Origin of the sequence: Parahaemophilus parainfluenzae, from assembly GCF_001055095.1 — a bacterium.
Taxonomy (GTDB): Bacteria; Pseudomonadota; Gammaproteobacteria; order Enterobacterales; family Pasteurellaceae; genus Haemophilus_D; species Haemophilus_D parainfluenzae_Z.
Window position 1 is genome coordinate 112,950 of the sequence record NZ_JVHG01000010.1, and the last position, 18,249, is coordinate 131,198.

Consider the following 18,249-nt stretch of genomic DNA (forward strand, 5'->3'; position numbering starts at 1 on the left):
TTTATTATAAATTTTGGCATAATGAAACTATTCTTAACAAGGAGATTGTGATGATTAAATATATTCTCGGACTCATTATTGTGCTAGCTATCGTAATCGTTGCGGTAACTATAGGGGCGAATAATGATCAAGTAATCACCTTTAACTACATTGTTGCTGAAAGCCAATTCCAACTTTCAACGCTAGTCGCGATTTTATTTGGTTTTGGATTAATTTTAGGTTGGTTAATTACTGGATTCTTCTACTTAAAATTAAAATTCAAAAATATGTCGTTAGCGCGTCAAGTTAAACGTCAAACATTACAAATTAACGAATTAACGACTACTCGCGATAAGGCAGTATAATGCTTGAATTACTCTTTCTGCTTCTGCCAATAGCCGCCGCTTATGGTTGGTATATGGGGCATCGGAGTGCCAAGAAAGATCAGGAAGATATTAGTAATAAACTCTCCCGTGATTATGTCACGGGGGTCAATTTTTTGCTTTCCAATCAAACGGATAAAGCCGTTGATTTGTTTCTTGATATGTTGCAAAAACAAGAAACAGAAAATGAAATTGAAAGCAACTCACAATTTGAAGCTGAGCTAACGCTCGGTAATCTTTTCCGTTCTCGAGGCGAAGTGGATCGTGCTTTGCGGATCCATCAAGCACTCGATCGTAGTCCTAATTATTCTTTTGAACAAAAATTATTAGCTAAACAGCAACTCGCCAAAGATTTCATGACGGTGGGTTTTTATGACCGTGCTGAAGCCCTTTATATTATTATGGTAGATGAGCCAGAGTTTGCAGAAAATGCACTGCAACAGCTTTTGGTGATTTATCAAAAAACAAAAGAATGGAAAAAAGCAGTTAATATCGCAGAGAAGCTTGCTAAGATCTCACCTAAAGAAAATAATGTGGAATTAGCACAATGTTATTGTGAATATGCCTTAAGCGGTGAACTTGAAAGTGCGGTCGAAAAACGCAGTATTTTACAAAAAGCGCTGAATGTATCTCCAACCAGTGTAAGAGCATCAATGCTGCTTGCTGATTTAGAAATGGCTAATAAAAACTATCGTCAAGCCATTCATTTTTTAGAGAATATTCTTAATCAAAATCCAATTTATATTGGTGAAGTGCTGAAAACGCTCAAATATTGTTATGATGAATTAGGAGAGAGAGATAACTTTGAGTTATTCTTGATTCGAGCTAGCCAGCAGATTAACAATACTAAAGTCGATTTAATGTTGGCAAGCGTGATTGAAGAGAAAGATGGTAAGAGTGCCGCACAATCAAAACTTTATCAACAACTTACTAAACATCCAAGTACATCTATTTTCCACCGCTTTATTCAATTCCAAATTGATGATGCAGAGGAAGGGCGAGGTAAAGAAAGCTTAATTTTGCTACATAAAATGGTCGGTGAGAGAATTAAGCAAAGCTTTGGTTATCGTTGCTCAAATTGCGGTTATCAAACCCATAAATTAATGTGGAATTGTCCTTCTTGCAAACAGTGGGAATCCATCAAACCAGAACATAATTAATTGACACAGTGAGGTAAAATTATGAATAGCAAAGTAATCGTTGCATTGGATTACGAAACGGAAGCGCAAGCGCTATCTCTCGTGGATCAAATTGATCCAAGCTTATGCCGCTTAAAAGTGGGTAAAGAAATGTTTACCACACTGGGAACGAATTTCGTTAAGCAATTACACGAGCGTCAATTTGATGTTTTCCTCGATCTTAAATTTCATGATATTCCGAATACTGTGGCAAGAGCGGTGCGTTCGGCGGCTGATTTAGGGGTATGGATGGTTGATGTCCATGCTAGCGGTGGTCTGAAAATGATGGAAGAGGCGAAGAAAATTCTCGAGCCTTATGGAAAAGACGCACCGTTATTAATTGCAGTAACCGTATTGACCAGTATGGAAGATTTGGATTTATTACAAATCGGTATTAATTCTTCACCACTTGAACATGTATTACGTCTTGCGCATTTAACCCAGCGAGCGGGATTAGATGGAGTCGTTTGTTCACCACAGGAAGTGGAGATTTTACGTAATGCTTGTGGCCCTGATTTTAAATTAGTCACACCGGGGATTCGCCCAATTGGAAGTGATTTTGGTGATCAACGTCGCGTTATGACTCCTACTGCGGCTATTCGTTCTGGTTCTGATTATTTGGTGATTGGTCGCCCAATTACGCAAGCTGACAATCCAGCAGAAGTGCTTCGTTCAATTAATTCATCACTTTCGTAATATGACAGAGAGTACTTTAGTTTATTCTACCGAAGTAGGTAGAATTAAAGAGCAAAAGCAACCAGTACAACGCCCTAAAGGTGATGGTGTGGTTCGCATACAAAAACAAACCAGTGGTCGAAAAGGCGCAGGCGTTTCAGTGATTACAGGGCTAGATTTATCAGATGATGAATTGAAAAAGTTAGCGGCTGAACTTAAAAAGCGGTGTGGTTGTGGTGGTTCAGTTAAAGACGACAATATTGAGATTCAAGGCGAAAAACGTGATTTACTAAAACAACTTTTAGAACAAAAAGGGTTTAAAGTAAAATTAGCGGGTGGCTAAGATAAAATAAAAAATCCATCTTCAATTGAAGATGGATTTTTTTATGATTAACTTTCCATGAAGTCTGGTTGGTAAGCAAAGAAAATTGCGCCCAAGAAACTTAATACAGCAAATGCCAGAAATACATTATTTGGATTTGTAGCTTTGCGACTAAAATATTTAGCTGAGAAGAAAATATAAAGCACAAGCATGATAATTTTCATGATGAGCCAGCTTTGTAACTGATAACCGACCAAGAAAAAAATCGTTAAGCCACTCGCGATTAAAAGTGTGTCAACTAAGTGCGGTAAAATTTTTAGCAGCTTAATCGCTCGCCAATCTTTCCCACTTAATTGCATTCCCCCACGGATAATTAATAATCCTAAACTTAAAAATGCACAAACAATGTGCAAATAAACTAACATAGTCACTCCAGATGTAAAAGGAAAGTGCGGTCAAAAGTGACCGCACTTTAATTTCTTATTTTGCAATACGCTTATATTTAATACGATGTGGTTGTGTTGCGGCTTCACCTAAGGTTTTCTTTTTCCACTCTTCGTAGTCTGAGAAGTTACCTTCGTAGAACGTCACTTTACCTTCATCACCGTAATCTAAAATATGAGTTGCAATACGGTCTAAGAACCAACGGTCATGGGAAATCACCATTGCACAACCTGGGAATTCTAAGATCGCATTTTCTAACGCACGTAAAGTTTCAACGTCTAAGTCATTGGTTGGTTCGTCCAATAACAGTACGTTACCACCACGTTGTAGAAGTTTAGCTAAGTGTAAACGACCACGTTCACCACCCGATAATTCGCCCACACGTTTTTGTTGATCTACGCCTTTGAAGTTGAAGCGTCCAACATACGCACGGCTTGGAATTTCAAAGTTACCAATAGTGAGAATATCTTGTCCGTTAGACACTTCTTCCCATACGGTTTTCTTATCATCCATTGAGTCACGGAACTGATCGACAGAGGCAAGTACCACAGTTTCACCCATCGTAATTGAGCCGCTATCGGGTTGTTCTTGACCTGAAAGCATACGGAATAGGGTAGATTTACCCGCACCATTCGCTCCGATAATACCAACGATAGCACCTTTTGGAATGCTGAATGATAAATCATCAATTAAAGTGCGATCACCGTAAGATTTAGTGAGATGTTCTACCTCAATCACTTTATCACCTAAACGTGGACCAGGTGGAATAAAGAGTTCGTTTGTCTCGTTACGTTTTTGATATTCGCCAGAGTTTAATTCATCAAAGCGCGCCATACGTGCTTTGCTTTTCGCTTGGCGACCTTTAGGATTTTGACGAACCCATTCTAACTCTTTCGCAATCGATTTTTGACGCGCATTTTCAGTGGCTTGTTCTTGTTCTAAACGTTTCTCTTTTTGCTCTAACCAAGAAGAGTAGTTACCTTCCCAAGGAATACCTTCACCACGGTCAAGCTCTAAGATCCAACCCGCAACGTTATCTAAGAAGTAACGGTCGTGGGTAATCGCCACAACAGTACCTTCGTAGTCATGTAAGAAACGCTCTAACCATGCTACAGATTCTGCATCTAAGTGGTTGGTTGGCTCGTCTAATAAGAGCATGTCTGGTTTTTCGAGTAATAAGCGACAAAGTGCGACACGACGACGTTCGCCACCTGATAAATGCTCAATTTTGGCATCCCAATCCGGTAAACGTAATGCATCTGCGGCACGTTCTAACTGGTTATCTAAATTATGTCCATCATGCGCTTGAATAATGGCTTCAAGGTTCGCTTGTTCAGCCGCTAATTTATCGAAATCCGCATCAGGATCAGCATAAAGCGCATAAACTTCATCTAAACGAGTCAGTGCATTTTTTACTTCAGAAACCGCTTCTTCTACCGCTTCACGTACAGTTTGTTGCGGATCAAGTTTTGGTTCTTGTGGAAGATAACCAATCTTAATACCTGGTTGTGGACGAGCTTCACCTTCGAACTCTTTATCCACGCCCGCCATAATGCGTAAAAGGGTTGATTTACCCGCACCATTTAAGCCCAGAACCCCGATTTTTGCACCAGGGAAAAAGCTTAAAGAAATATCTTTCAAAATATGACGCTTCGGCGGCACCACTTTGCCGACACGGTGCATCGTATATACAAATTGCGTTGACATAATTTTCTCGATGTTATGAATAAAAGTGCGGTTATTTTACTTGATGTTTAGGGAATAAGCTATTTGAAAGGCAAAAAAAACCACCCGTATAGGGTGGTAGGAAAGTAGTTTAGCTATATTTATGATTATTTTATTTAGGAACTTTATGAATATCAAGCAATCACTTGACGAGGCAAATAGTACATAAATTTCAGTTGTAATGGAAATGCGAATGAATAATTTGTTGATACAAATCAAGAAAATCACAGGATTTTTTATGTTTCGACCGATTTTTATTCGATTTTGATTAGGAACTGCTTGTGATAAAATCTGTCTATTCAATTATTTAGCCCACTTTATTTTTATTTATGTTTAAAAAATTACTCCTAGGATTATCGCTAATTTCTCCTTTTTCGGTTCTTGCTCATCCTCACGCCTTTATTGATATGCAAACCAAACCGTTAGTGAAAGATAATCAATTAATTGGTTTTTCGACTCAATGGTTACTGGATGAAGCCAGCTCTTCAGCCGTATTGTATGACATGATGCAGACGAAAGGGGATAAAGCTGCTCAACAGAAATTAGTTGATGAGGTAATGGCAAACGTTGTGAATGAACATTACTTTAGTTATGTCTTTGATAAAGAAAATCACAAAATTAAATATAAAAAACAGCCTGAAAATTATGGCATGCGTGTTAAAGGAAATGAGGTGGAGTATTATTTTGATTTTCTTTTAGCTCAGCCACAGACTTTGCAAAATAATGAATTTACGCTAATGACTTATGACAGCACCTATTATGTGGCAATGCGTTATGCTGAAATAGGTAAAAGAGCGGTTGATTTTTCATATCTTCCTGGAAATTGCAAAGGGGAAGTGCTCGAACCAAATGTGGATGAAAAAATTAAATCCTACGCTTCATCATTGGATAAATCTCAAAAAAATGAAGATGACTCTCTTGGTGTATTGTTTGCGCAGAAAGTAAAAATTAAATGTGAATAAAAAATGAAGTTAAAATTGACCGCACTTTTTATCGGCTTATTGGTGATTATTTTCGCCTTGCTACCTTGGCTTTTTGTACAAGTAGCCGATTGGCAAAAAGCCTTTAATCAGCTGATTTCTGAAAATCTACACCAGATTCAAGCACATTCATCAACTGCAGGATTGTGGTTGATTTTCGCCGCTTTTTCTTATGGTGTATTACATGCATTAGGGCCTGGGCATGGAAAATTTATTATTGCTGGTTATCTTTCTACTCACGAAAGCCAACTTAAAACCAGCGTACGCTTAAGTTTGCTTTCCTCTCTCATGCAAGGTTTTGTCGCAGTCGCAGCAACCTCCATTGTGGTGGTGATACTTAATCTTTCCTCTAAATATTTTAAACTTAGTCAGTTATGGCTGGAACGTAGCGCACTCATTTTATTATTGCTATTAGGACTTTATTGGATTGCTCAAGGTTTGAAAGGCTTAAAGAAAAAACAATCTTTTCGTATTACATCGATCCAATCATTACCAAAACAGATTGGAACAGCTTCTCCATTTCGATATGAACAAGGAAAAGTAAGCCAAACGCAATGTAGTTGTGGGCATCAACATCTACCTAATAATCAACAGCTTAAGCAATCAGGTGATTTAAAATCTCAGCTCTTAGTGATTTTAACCATTGGTATGCGACCATGTAGTGGCGCTATTTTTGTGCTATTTCTCGCTTATATGCTGGATCTTTATTGGTGGGGAATTGTAGCTACGTTTGCCATGTCTCTCGGTACAGGGTTAATGCTTTCGCTTTTTGCGGCGTTAGTACGCTATGCTCGAAATGTGGCGACTCGCTTAGGCCATTGGTATGGTTTAGCGGCTTCTAATCAAAAAGGCGAAGCCATGATCAAATGTATTGCGGGCGCAATTATGATCTTTTTTGCACTAAGCTTGTTATATGGCACGATGGGGGCTGTAACAGGTGGCGCAGCCTTGTTTGGTGGATAAAGAAAAGGGCAGCGTTTGCTGCCCATTTATTTGAAAATAGATTATTCAACCCAAGTGACGATTTCTTCAATTGGTCTACGAGATTTTTTGGTAATGTCTCTCGCGCGATAACCAAATGTTGCAGCCACGGATACGCCCCATTCATTTGGATCAAAGAGACCTTCAGCAGCTAAAACCTCATTCATTTTATCGTAGTTAAAGCCTTCAATCGGGCAAGAATCTACACCGATAGCGGCGGCACCAGTTAGCATATTGGCTAATGCAATGTAGGTTTGTTTGCTTGTCCAGTCAAATAATGCACGCTCGCTTTCTGCGGTTTTCATTTCAACTTCTTGTAAGCCTTTATATTTTGCCAAGGCTTTTTCTAATTGCTCGCCTTGTAAACCTCTACGCTCCGCAACATCACGGAAGAAAGGTGTGTCATATCGAGCATTTTTCTTCGCAAGAATGATCACTAAATGACTACAATCATCTAATTGATATTGCATGCCCCAGCTAAAAGGTTTGAGCTTATCGCGTAATGCTTTATTTTGAATAACTAAGAACTTCCATGGCTCGGAACCGACAGAGCTTGGTGATAAACGAACAAATTCTAAAATTGCCGCGAAATCTTCTTGGCTAATTTTTTTATTCGGATCGTAATAACGTGTGGAACAGCGATTTTCGAATACTTGAAGCATTTGTTCGCGTGTAATTTGACTCATGTTTTCTTCCTCTTAACATTATCTAATTTGTGATCTTTTGACCGCACTTTAGCGCTCTTTCCAATATCCAATCCATTCTTTGAGTAATTGCATATTTTTCGTAATTGCACCACCTTGTGGAATAAAATGCATCATATTGAGTCCATAACTGTCAGGCGTAATGCCTTCACCTACACTTGCAGGTAACACATCAAAACCTTGTTGTTGGAATAATAATTTTGCACGTTGCATATGCCATTCATTGGTGACTAAAATAATTTTGTGAATACCTTCTTTTTCCAACATTTGTTTGGTGAAAAGTGCATTTTCTTTGGTAGTAAGTGCTTTAGGTTCAATCCATTTAGTGGGCACATTAAAGAAGTTTTGGAGCTCTTCCGAGGCGATTTTTGCTTCAATGGCGCCAGTTGGACTCGCCCCTGTAATTAATAATGGCAAGTGCGTTTCTTTTTGCAAGAATGCGGCATAGCGTAAGCGTTCAAGTTGAATACCTGTTGAAGCTAATGGTGCATAAAGCTCTTTGCTATCACGTAAACCACCGCCAAGTAAAACGATCGCTTGAGCTTGTTGATAATCTTGCAGTGTTAAATGATCTTCAGTAATGAGACTGTCTTTAAGTACTTGTGCAGTGTAAGGAATGCTTAAAAGATAGAGTAGAGAGAAACCAAGTGCGGTCGAAATTCGGCTTAATTTTTTAAAATTGAATTTAGCTAGAATAATTGAAAGTCCCCATAAAATTAAAATATTAAATGGGGGGAGAATCATAGCGGTAATGAGTTTTTTCAATTCAAACATTATTTATCCAATTCAACGAAATCTAGCTCTTTTGTCCATAATTTCGCATAGCTACTATTTTTGCCATAAGAGTTATCGCAAACACGATTTGGAATTTCTAACAAGCAAGAGAAAATATGACCATGTAAGCGAGTTGTGGTCACTTTGTCGTTCGCTAAGAATACTTGTGCAACACGTTTTACAATGCGTTGAGTATAGGCATACCAGAATTGATGGCAAAGATCTTTCAGCCAACCTAAGCCAAATTTGTTTGCCATTTTACTGATGCGCCAGCTTAATGCTAAAACCACATCATCTTCTTTTGAGAGGAGGTCTTCCCAGTCTTTTACATTACTGTTGGCAGGCAGTTTCGCGAGGATATTTTTCTCGATATCACTCGCTTCAATATCTTTACGTAAGAAGTAAAGTTGTTCGCCAGTTGTACCTTGCTTCGTTTCCATGGTGCCATAAAGCTGATGCGCCATATCGGGTGATAAATAAACATGATTAGAAAATTGTGCAAATAGATTCGCCGTTCTTTCGTCACGCGCCAATAAATGGCAATCACTGTGGCTACGGAAAAGTGCGGCTGATTTTTGTAGATTTTCTTCGTGCTTAAAATAAGCAGTTTGTGGTAGCACAATAATGCGATTATTCGGGAAATGAGTCACCATTTCTTCACGGATTTTGTGATGCTGCGGATAAAGATCACCAAAGTTGCCGCCACCATGTAAAAGGATGGTGGTGTTCGGTGTAATTTTTGCTTTGACTTCTGCAAGATCTAAATCGTATTCACTGCGTTTTAAGGTCACATTAATGTGGTGATCTTTAAAAAATTGCTCGTCCCCGTGATAAATCAGTAAATCGCCCACATTCAAATGAAGTGGGTAGTCAAAATAAAATACGTCGTTTTTATCTTTGATCAGTTCGACAATAGGATTCAGTTTGTTTTTTAAGTCAATAAGGAGTTGATTCATTTTTTTACCCTTTTCTTTAAATAGCTAAATAAGAAATTTTTTTCTGCTGTGTTTAATCCGAAGATTAAAATGACACAGATTAATACCATTTCTAAGATGATGGATTGTCCAATAAATTCCAATAAAGAATAACTGCGGGTGGTATCTGATATATAGATGATACCTAATAGCAGGCCAAACACCACGCCAACATTCATTAAATATGAGACAAATTCTTTGTGGTTAAATTTAATTTTTTTATTAATAAAATATAATCGATAGAGTTGTGAGATGACCATCGTACTAAATTTACCCACAAAGGCAAATACTGGATTATAACCTAGTGTGAACAAATAATAAGCCAAAGGCACCGTACAAAGATCGATTAATGCTACGATGATATTGTATTGTTTTACGGTGGATGTGCCAATGGCTAATGCACTCATCCAAAATGCCCCTGCCATCGCACTGATTAATAAGCAAGCAATAATAGCTTGTACAAGTTGTTCAGTATATTGTGGAAGATGATTACCTAACCAAAATGTCAGTAAGGTATGGGTGAAATACAATACCGGTGCAGAGAGAATCGCCATTAAATAAAGTGAATATTTTGAAATACCAAGGATTAATTGTCGATTGCGATCGTAATCTTTTGCCGCATAAGACTGAACCAACTGCGGATTAGCCGCCATTTGGAAATTATTCACAAAGCTATAAACAGCACCTTCTACCTGGGTCGCAATGGCGACAGCTGCATTGACTGCCACGCCAAAGAATAAGTTAGATACCATATTCAAGCCTTGGGTCGAACCTACATAGGCAACCTGCCCCATAAGCATCCAACCGGAAAAACTCACCATTTCTTTGGTTTTACTTAAATCTTTATATAAGCGGAAACGTGCGGCTTCTTTGAAGTAATATTTAGTGAATAACACATAAAGGGAGAGCACGATTAAACTGACTGAAAGCAATAAGCAGCCATAAGTAATCAACTTATCGTAATGCGTGATATGACTTAAGATAAAGACAGAAGTCAGTTTTAAAATGGTTTCACCTAATCCCAACCACGCATAGAATCCCATTTTTTCGTGTGCAACAATCATGGCATTGAATGGCACCTTGATGATTTCAACCAGAGCAATAATTAACGCTAATTGGTAAACGATATTCGCCGCTTGCAAGCGTTCAGCGGGGATCAACAATTTGTGATTTAAAAACCATAAACCTACGGTTTCGGCTAACACGAATACGATAAAAATAATAAGTAGGTGATTTAAGATGCTAATATTAAAGACTTTATTGACGCGTTGAATATCATTTGAGGCTTTTTCTACGTTAATAAAACGCTGTGTGGTGGCGGTCATTGTGCCATTAAAAAAGGAAAATAAGACCACCACACCCATCACAATGTTGTAGATACCAAAATCTTCCACACCCAATACCTGCAATACCACACGAGAGATATACAGCATGGCCCCCATGTTGAAGAGCATTCGGATATAAAGAAATAGCGTATTTTTGGCAATGGTTTTATTTGACATTGTGAGAATGAAATTAGAAAAATTGGGGGAATTATAGGGGGGATTGGGGTGTGTAGCAAGCCTTGAGAGACTTCTTATAAGTTCAATCGTATTTAGTAAAAAAAGAAAAGGCTAAATATAAATTTAGCCTTTTATTATTTAGACGATGCAGACTGCCAAATCTAGTTGCTTATTATGGAACTGATGCAATGTGCCACGATGACCAACGCTCAGAATGATCATATTGGGTAACCGCTCTTTAATTGTTTTATAAAGGAGGTACTCGGTTGGCTCATCAAGTGCTGATGTGGTTTCATCTAAAAAGACTACTTCAGGTTTCGTCAGTAAAATCCGAATAAATGCCACGCGCTGTAATTCACCTGGCGACAAAATTGCTTGCCAATCGTTCTCTACATCAAGGCTATGAAGATATTTATCTAAACAGCAATCAGTCAGTGTTTTTTCCAATTCAGGATGATAAGGATCAATATCCGGATAGCAAATTGCTTCACGTAACGTGCCTTGTGGCATATAAGGCCGCTGCGGTAAGAATAAACTGGTCACACAAGGATGTTCCACCAGACCCACTGTCTCAAAAGGATAAATTCCTGCCATCGCTTTTAATAGCGATGTTTTTCCCGTACCAGAAGGCCCTTGAATTAATAAAGCATCACCATTTTTTAATTCAATATTCAAGTTATTAAGCAACAATCTGCCTTGGTCATCTTTAATACCAAAATTTGATAACGCAACACGGTTTGAGCATTTCATGGGTTGATGAACCTCTAAATGATCTAATTCATCCAATTTAGTCATAAAACCATAAAGACGATTTAAGCGCGCTTGGTAGAGCGTAAATTCTTCATAGAACAAACGGAAGAAAGAAAGTGCGGTCATTAATCGGTTAAATGCTTGCACAGTTTGGTGCATATCGCCCAGTTTGATTTGTCCAGTGAAAAAACGAGGTGCTTGTAGCATTAACGGTAAGAGTTTTGCAACGCGTGTGACACTTCCATTAAAGCCGTCTAATCCTAACATTCTTAATACAATTGCCCAACGGTTATGAATGATTTGAGCAAATTTGTTTTTCAATAAATGTTGTTCTTGCAGTTCACCTTGATAGAAAGCGATACTTTCCGCATTATCTCGCACTCGAATCAAAGAATAACGGTAGTCACCATTGAGTTTTTCTTTATTGAAATTTAACTTTATTAAAGGATGACCAATCCAAACAGACATTAACGTTGCGAGGATAATAAAGGCGTAAATAAAGAAGACAACGCCTTTTTCGATATTTAATCCAAAAAGACTTAATATGCCTGAGAGAGACCAAAGGATGATAGTAAATTCAATGGTGGTCAGAACAGAATTAATCATGCCACGTACAATAGTGACAGTGCTACTGATGAATTCACGAGCATCTTGTTCAATACGTTGGTCAATATTATCGGGTAGCTCTTTTTCGTATTTAAGACGATAGTATTTTTTATTTTCTAACCATCGTTTAACAAGGACTTTATTTAAGCTTTCCAACCAACGGATTTCAAATACTTGTTGCAAGAAATAATCGGCGATGGAGTGGATAACTTGTACCAATACTAAGAGGGCATTCAGTTTTGCAAAGAACCAAAACTTATCCGCATCTAATTCCTGCATTGAGCTATAAAGCCCATTATAGAAAAAAGAGTTGAGTACGCTGAAGCGCACTTCTAATAAAATCATGGTAAACAACACCAGTAGCATAACGATGATTTGGATGCTGTTACGGCGATTAATCGACGGGGATGCAATATGCCAAAACTTTTGACCAAATGAGGTTTGCTTTAGCACTATCATTACCACGCTAAAGCATAAAACTACCCAGAAAAGTGCGGTCAAAATCCAGCTTAAACTTGAGTTAAGTTCAGTTTGCCAATTCATTGATTATCCATAAAGTAAAAAACGAAAAAAGGGCGAAATATTCGCCCTAATATTGTGCGCTCAATTAAAACTCAACTTTCGTGTTGAAGATAAATTCACGTCCATAACCTAATGCAACAGGGATTAACGTGTTTGTTGCGTTACCAGAGGTAGATGGATAGTAAGTTTTATCTGTTAAGTTTTTACCGTTAAGTTGGAAAGACACTTTTTTGCCAGAGATTTTGGTATCGTAAGCAATAAAGGCATCATATACCACGGCATGAGGTAATTTGTATGCTTTTGTGTAATCACTGTTATAAGCATGCCAAGAACCTAAATAACGAGCACCACCACCAACACGGATGTTACCAAAATCAAATTCACCAACGTTATAAGCTAAGAATAGAGAAGCTTGATGTTTTGGTACACCTGAAAGTTGTTGATTTACCGCATCAGGATAAAGCTCATTTTCAAGTGATTTTACCTTGGTGTAGGTATAGTTAGCCGCTACGCTTAGGTTATCAGTAATTTGACCATTAAGATCGAATTCCACACCGCGAGAACGTTGTTTGCCGACGATATTTAATTGTGCACTTGAACCCGAACCAACTGCTTCTGCCACATTACGTTTGGTGATATTGAATAATGCAAGTGTCGCGTTGAAGCCAGAGTTTTCGTATTTTGCACCAATTTCAAAAGATTTACCTTGTTCTGGTTTTAAATCTCCGCTAACAGGTGTTGCAACACTCATTTGTGGACGGAAAGACTCTGAATAGTTTGCAAAGGTCGCAATATGTGGCGTAAATTTATATACAGCACCTAATTGATACAATAATTTACCATCGTGCTGATCAGTATTTCCTGTTCTTGTTAGATTTTGGCCTTTTTTACAGTTTGCAGCATTTAAGCAATGACGTCCTGCAAATTGATCAAAGTACTCATAACGTAAACCACCTGTCATGATAAAGTTATCTGTAAAGTAAGCGGTATCTTGGATATAAACACCAACGGTTTTGAGATGGTTATATTGGTAAGCATTGCCGTTACCGTTTTTATGTTCTGCAACAGGATTAGTATAGACTGGATTATCAATATTGATATCTGATTTTGTAATGCCTTGGTTATAAATAGGTCCAATATCGCGGATATTACGCATGACATCTACACCAGCTACAAAACGGTTAGCAATATCACCAATACCAAATTCACCAACGATGTTTAATGTACCGCTATGAACACGTTGATCGCCTTGTTGCTGTTCAATCGCACGGCGGGCTGTGCGTGTCTTAACGTTAATATTTGTAATACGAGCTTGATCGTAGAAGTATTTGTAACGAGCATAGCTATAACCCGCATTTAATTTCCAACCATCACTTAATTTGTGTTCAATTTTAAAATCGATATTATCGGTTTTTGCTGTAGTTTCATTATTTGGTTCATCTAAACGACGTGATACAGGGATATCCGGTAATGCATTAGTTGCCGTTAAAAGATTTGTACCACGATCAAATGGCTCAAGAATATCTTTGTGTTCATAAGAAAGAAGTACTTTAGTTTTATCATTTTCCCAAGAAAGTGATGGCGCGTAAGTCGTATTTTTCACTTTGCCAAAATTACGCCAGTAGTCTTTTTCTTGTTTGTCATAGATAAAGCGGTAAGCAAAACCATTTCCTAAGCCACCAGTGAAATCTAATTGTGTTCCCCATAGGCTATGATTACCTAAAGTTCCACCAATGACATAGCGAGGTGTTTGTTGTGGTTTTTTAGTAATGATATTGACCACGCCACCTGGATCTTGAATACCATAAAGCACAGATGCAGGCCCTTTTAAAACTTCAACGGTTTCAGTTGTCGCGCTAAAGTTTTTAGCTGGGCCAGCTTGTAAACCGTTACGCATAATCGAGTTGTCACGGTTTCCACCAAAACCACGTTTCTGAATAGAGTCAAACATACCACCTAAGGTGTTGGCTTGGCTCACACCACTGACGTTATAAAGCGCATCAATGAGTGACTCAGGTTTACGATCTTCTAATAATTTAGTCGAAAGGATATTGACAGTATTTGGCGTATCGAATACAGGCACTTCAGCTTTTGATACAACGGATGTCCCGGTTGTTTGATAGCCATTTTGTTTGATACCTGTATCTTGAACATTGATTTGCTCAAGTACTTCGGTGTTTGTATTTGCGGCTTGTTCAGTTTCCGCAAAAGTAGAAGCGGAGAAACTTGCCAAAAGTGCGGTTGAAATAAGACTTAATTTAAATTTCATAATTGTTTTCCGATATATAACCCGATAGATAATAAAAGAGTCGCAAGTATAGCGAAAACGTTTATGTTGATCAATGCAAATTATTTTCATTTGCTTATGTGGTTTATTCAGAAAATATTCATTCAAATTAAGCGGGGGGATAAAAAGAAAAATCCCAAGCTAAAAAACTTGGGATTGTAATATGGTGCGACTAGCTGGACTCGAACCAGTGACCCCCACCATGTCAAGGTGGTGCTCTAACCAACTGAGCTATAGTCGCGTAAAAGATGTGGCAGATGATAAACAGTTTTAATGATGAAAACAAGGGGATTTGTTTTAAGTTAAATTTAGCTGCTAAAAAAATAACCAAAATTTGTTGCAAAAACTCTCAGTGCTTGTTTTGATTTTGCGGTAGTTTAAGCGTATAATGCGCGACGGTTTTTATCTCGGATGAGCCGAAATTAAAAAAGCTTTTTTAAATTGTAACTATTTGTGGAGTTTAGATAATGTCTAAAAAATTAAGAAGAACGAAGATTGTATGTACAATGGGTCCTGCAACAGACCGCGATAACAATCTTGAAAAAATTATCACAGCAGGCGCTAATGTTGTGCGTATGAACTTTTCTCACGGTACACCAGACGATCATATCGGCCGTGCTGAGCGTGTTCGTTCAATCGCGAAAAAATTAGGTAAAACCGTGGCAATTTTAGGTGACTTACAAGGCCCTAAAATTCGTGTTTCTACTTTTAAAGATGGCAAAATTTTCTTAAATGTTGGTGATAAATTTATTCTTGATGCGGAATTACCAAAAGGTGAGGGTAATCAAGAAGCTGTTGGTTTAGACTATAAAACTCTTCCACAAGACGTTGTTCCTGGCGATATTCTTTTATTGGATGACGGCCGTGTTCAATTAAAAGTACTTTCTACAGAAGGTGCAAAAGTATTTACTGAAGTGACTGTTGGTGGTCCATTATCAAACAATAAAGGGATCAACAAATTAGGTGGTGGCTTATCTGCAGACGCATTAACTGAAAAAGATAAAGCAGATATTATCACTGCGGCACGTATCGGTGTGGATTTCTTAGCGGTATCTTTCCCACGTTCAAGTGCAGACTTAAACTATGCACGTGAGTTAGCAAAACAAGCTGGTTTAGAAGCGAAAATCGTTGCTAAAGTTGAACGTGCTGAAACCGTAGTTGATGAGGCATCAATGGATGATATCATCCTAGCTTCTGATGTGATCATGGTTGCACGTGGTGACTTAGGTGTTGAAATCGGTGACCCTGAATTAGTTGGCGTACAGAAAAAATTAATTCGTCGTTCACGTCAATTAAACCGAGCGGTTATTACTGCAACTCAAATGATGGAGTCAATGATCAGCAACCCAATGCCAACTCGTGCAGAAGTAATGGACGTAGCAAATGCGGTATTAGATGGTACTGATGCGGTAATGCTTTCAGCGGAAACTGCAGCAGGTCAATATCCAGCTGAAACTGTAGCGACAATGGCACGCGTATGTTTAGGTGCAGAAAAAATGCCTAGCATCAATATTTCTCATCACCGTTTAGATCGTGAGTTCAGAGATATTGAAGAATCTGTAGCAATGTCTGCGATGTACGCCGCAAACCACTTAAGCGGTATTGCAGCAATTATTACCTTAAGCCACTCTGGTCGTACACCATTATTAATGTCACGTATCAGCTCCGGTTTACCAATCTTTGCACTTTCTCGTGTTCAAGAAACATTAAACCGTTGCGCATTATACCGCGGTGTCACTCCAGTTCATTTTGATGGTGAATCTCGTAGCTCTGCAGGTGCAAAAGCAGCGATTAACCTATTAAAAGAAAAAGGTTATTTAGTTTCAGGTGATCTTGTTTTATTAACACAAGGTGATGAATCAGAAGGTACAACTAACGTTTGTCGTACTTTAACAGTTGAATAATCAACATTCATGAATAAAAAAGAGCGGTGGATTTTTCCACCGTTTTTTTATATCTAAAATATTGAAAATATTGACCGCACTTTTTTCTTAAAACCACCTCGTATTTGCGGTATCATAAGCACAGTTTTTTAGTTTAAATTGAAATCCTTATGGCATCACAAAGACAAATCCAATCACCTGATCAGAAAACTGAACAAGTTAGCATCCCTCCTCATTCCACAGAAGCTGAACAAGCCGTACTTGGCGGCATCATGTTGAGTAATCAACATTGGGATGGTATTGCAGAAAGAGTGATCGCTGAGGATTTTTATACTTTTGCGCATAAAGCAATCTTCCAAACCATGGAAGAATTAATGCGTAATCAAACACCGATTGATTTAATCACCCTTGATCAAGCCCTTAAAGCAAAAGGTATTAGCGATTCCGTAGGCGGTTTTGCTTATTTAGCGGATCTTTCTAATAACACGCCAAATGCCATTAATATTTTGGCTTATGCTGAAATCGTACGTGAAAAAGCGATTTTGCGTGAGCTTATTGCTGTGGGAAATCGTATTGCAGAAAACAGCTATTCTCCGAAAGGCAAAGACATCAAAATGGTGTTGGATGAAGCCGAGAGAGAAGTGTTTGCTATTGCTGAAAAACGCAGTTCTTCAACTGAAGGACCACAAAATGTGATCAGCGTGTTGGAAAGTACCATTGCTCGAATTGATACCTTAAGTAAGCTTGAAAATCATAGCGGTGTGACAGGGGTCACAACGGGCTTTGTTGACTTAGATAAGAAAACAGCAGGGTTACAACCTTCTGACCTCATCATTGTCGCTGCACGTCCTTCTATGGGTAAAACCACGTTTGCAATGAACCTTTGTGAAAATGCCGCCATGGCAAGTGATAAGCCTGTGTTGGTATTCAGTTTAGAGATGCCTGCGGAACAAATCATGATGCGTATGATTGCCTCTCTAGCTCGCGTGGACCAAACCAAAATTCGTACTGGCCAAAACTTGGATGAAACGGAATGGAGTAAAATTGCCAGCGTGTTTGGAATGTTTAAGCAAAAAAACAATCTTTATATTGATGATTCATCTGGCTTAACCCCAACAGAATTGCGCGCGCGCGCGCGTCGTGTGTATCGCGAAAATGGGGGCTTGAGCATGATTATGGTGGACTACCTTCAATTAATGCGCGCACCTGCATTTTCAGATAACCGTACCTTAGAAATTGCGGAGATTTCCCGTTCGTTAAAAGCATTAGCGAAAGAATTAGAAGTCCCAGTTATTGCACTGTCTCAGCTTAACCGTACGCTAGAACAACGTGCAGATAAACGTCCGGTAAACTCAGACTTACGTGAATCAGGCTCTATTGAGCAGGATGCTGACTTGATTATGTTCATTTATCGTGACGAAGTGTATAACGATAATTCTGAAGATAAAGGGGTTGCTGAAATCATTATTGGTAAACAACGTAACGGTCCGATTGGTCGTGTACGTTTAGCATTTAACGGTCAATTCTCACGCTTTGATAACCTTGCCGAACAGCGTGAATACAGAGATGATTATTAGGCA

16 protein-coding genes and 1 tRNA gene are annotated in these 18,249 nt (G+C 38.5%); 8 read left to right on the top strand and 9 right to left on the bottom strand.

The annotated features are described in order from the left end of the window. Window positions 1-50: 50 nt before the first annotated feature. From ADA56_RS02545 to yciH, 4 genes are read left to right on the top strand one after another with little or no spacing between them, the layout of a single operon-like run. Window positions 51-344: a LapA family protein gene (locus ADA56_RS02545; RefSeq protein WP_049369025.1), complete on the top strand. Its 294-nt coding sequence runs from the start codon at window positions 51-53 to the stop codon at window positions 342-344. Beyond that, window positions 344-1,522, top strand: a complete 1,179-nt coding sequence (lapB, locus tag ADA56_RS02550) for a lipopolysaccharide assembly protein LapB (protein WP_049369026.1) — start codon at window positions 344-346, stop codon at window positions 1,520-1,522. Before ADA56_RS02545 ends, lapB begins: the two co-directional genes overlap by 1 nt. Window positions 1,523-1,543: 21 nt before the next feature. Next, window positions 1,544-2,236 (top strand): orotidine-5'-phosphate decarboxylase, encoded by a 693-nt coding sequence (gene pyrF / locus ADA56_RS02555; RefSeq protein WP_049369027.1) that lies wholly within the window; start codon window positions 1,544-1,546, stop codon window positions 2,234-2,236. A gap of 1 nt (window position 2,237) precedes the next feature. Then, entirely contained in the window at window positions 2,238-2,558 is a 321-nt protein-coding gene (gene yciH / locus ADA56_RS02560) for a stress response translation initiation inhibitor YciH (protein WP_049369028.1), read from the top strand. Window positions 2,559-2,605: 47 nt separating this feature from the next. Here yciH and ADA56_RS02565 read toward each other — a convergent pair whose 3' ends face one another. Together ADA56_RS02565 and ettA are read right to left on the bottom strand one after the other, a co-directional pair. After that, complete coding sequence (locus ADA56_RS02565) at window positions 2,606-2,962, bottom strand: SirB2 family protein (RefSeq protein ID WP_049369029.1); 357 nt, start codon at window positions 2,960-2,962, stop codon at window positions 2,606-2,608. A 55-nt stretch (window positions 2,963-3,017) separates the two neighbouring features. Then, complete coding sequence (gene ettA, locus ADA56_RS02570) at window positions 3,018-4,688, bottom strand: energy-dependent translational throttle protein EttA (protein WP_049369030.1); 1,671 nt, start codon at window positions 4,686-4,688, stop codon at window positions 3,018-3,020. 347 nt (window positions 4,689-5,035) lie between these two features. Here ettA and zevA point away from each other — a divergent pair, with 347 nt between their 5' ends. Both zevA and zevB read left to right on the top strand, forming a co-directional pair. Continuing rightward, the gene (gene zevA, locus ADA56_RS02575; RefSeq protein WP_049369031.1) at window positions 5,036-5,668 is read left to right on the top strand and encodes a zinc transporter binding subunit ZevA; all 633 of its coding nucleotides are present in this window, start codon (window positions 5,036-5,038) and stop codon (window positions 5,666-5,668) included. 3 nt (window positions 5,669-5,671) lie between these two features. After that, the gene (zevB, locus tag ADA56_RS02580) at window positions 5,672-6,649 is read left to right on the top strand and encodes a zinc transporter permease subunit ZevB (RefSeq protein ID WP_049369032.1); all 978 of its coding nucleotides are present in this window, start codon (window positions 5,672-5,674) and stop codon (window positions 6,647-6,649) included. Between the two features lie 41 nt (window positions 6,650-6,690). Here zevB and ADA56_RS02585 read toward each other — a convergent pair whose 3' ends face one another. The 7 genes from ADA56_RS02585 to ADA56_RS02615 all read right to left on the bottom strand — a co-directional run bounded on the left by ADA56_RS02585 (window position 6,691) and on the right by ADA56_RS02615 (window position 15,027). Continuing rightward, the gene (locus ADA56_RS02585) at window positions 6,691-7,353 is read right to left on the bottom strand and encodes an NAD(P)H-dependent oxidoreductase (protein ID WP_049369033.1); all 663 of its coding nucleotides are present in this window, start codon (window positions 7,351-7,353) and stop codon (window positions 6,691-6,693) included. Window positions 7,354-7,401: 48 nt separating this feature from the next. Beyond that, window positions 7,402-8,145 carry a YdcF family protein gene (locus ADA56_RS02590; RefSeq protein ID WP_049369034.1) on the bottom strand — a complete coding sequence of 248 codons (744 nt, stop codon included), beginning with the start codon at window positions 8,143-8,145 and terminating at the stop codon, window positions 7,402-7,404. Then, a complete protein-coding gene (locus ADA56_RS02595; protein ID WP_049369035.1) occupies window positions 8,145-9,101 on the bottom strand; it encodes a polysaccharide pyruvyl transferase family protein in 957 nt (318 codons plus the stop codon). The genes ADA56_RS02590 and ADA56_RS02595 overlap by 1 nt, the downstream gene beginning before the upstream one ends. Further along, window positions 9,098-10,621 (bottom strand): lipopolysaccharide biosynthesis protein, encoded by a 1,524-nt coding sequence (locus tag ADA56_RS02600; RefSeq protein WP_049369036.1) that lies wholly within the window; start codon window positions 10,619-10,621, stop codon window positions 9,098-9,100. The genes ADA56_RS02595 and ADA56_RS02600 overlap by 4 nt, the downstream gene beginning before the upstream one ends. Window positions 10,622-10,759: 138 nt before the next feature. Then, a complete protein-coding gene (locus tag ADA56_RS02605; protein WP_049369037.1) occupies window positions 10,760-12,520 on the bottom strand; it encodes an ABC transporter ATP-binding protein/permease in 1,761 nt (586 codons plus the stop codon). A 64-nt stretch (window positions 12,521-12,584) separates the two neighbouring features. Further along, window positions 12,585-14,768 carry a TonB-dependent siderophore receptor gene (locus ADA56_RS02610; protein WP_049369038.1) on the bottom strand — a complete coding sequence of 728 codons (2,184 nt, stop codon included), beginning with the start codon at window positions 14,766-14,768 and terminating at the stop codon, window positions 12,585-12,587. A 182-nt stretch (window positions 14,769-14,950) separates the two neighbouring features. Beyond that, a tRNA-Val gene (locus ADA56_RS02615) sits at window positions 14,951-15,027 on the bottom strand. Window positions 15,028-15,253: 226 nt separating this feature from the next. Here ADA56_RS02615 and pyk point away from each other — a divergent pair. Then, window positions 15,254-16,690, top strand: coding sequence for a pyruvate kinase (gene pyk, locus ADA56_RS02620; protein ID WP_049369039.1), 1,437 nt, complete (start codon window positions 15,254-15,256; stop codon window positions 16,688-16,690). Between the two features lie 149 nt (window positions 16,691-16,839). Beyond that, the gene (locus ADA56_RS02625) at window positions 16,840-18,246 is read left to right on the top strand and encodes a replicative DNA helicase (protein ID WP_049369040.1); all 1,407 of its coding nucleotides are present in this window, start codon (window positions 16,840-16,842) and stop codon (window positions 18,244-18,246) included. Window positions 18,247-18,249: the final 3 nt, after the last annotated feature.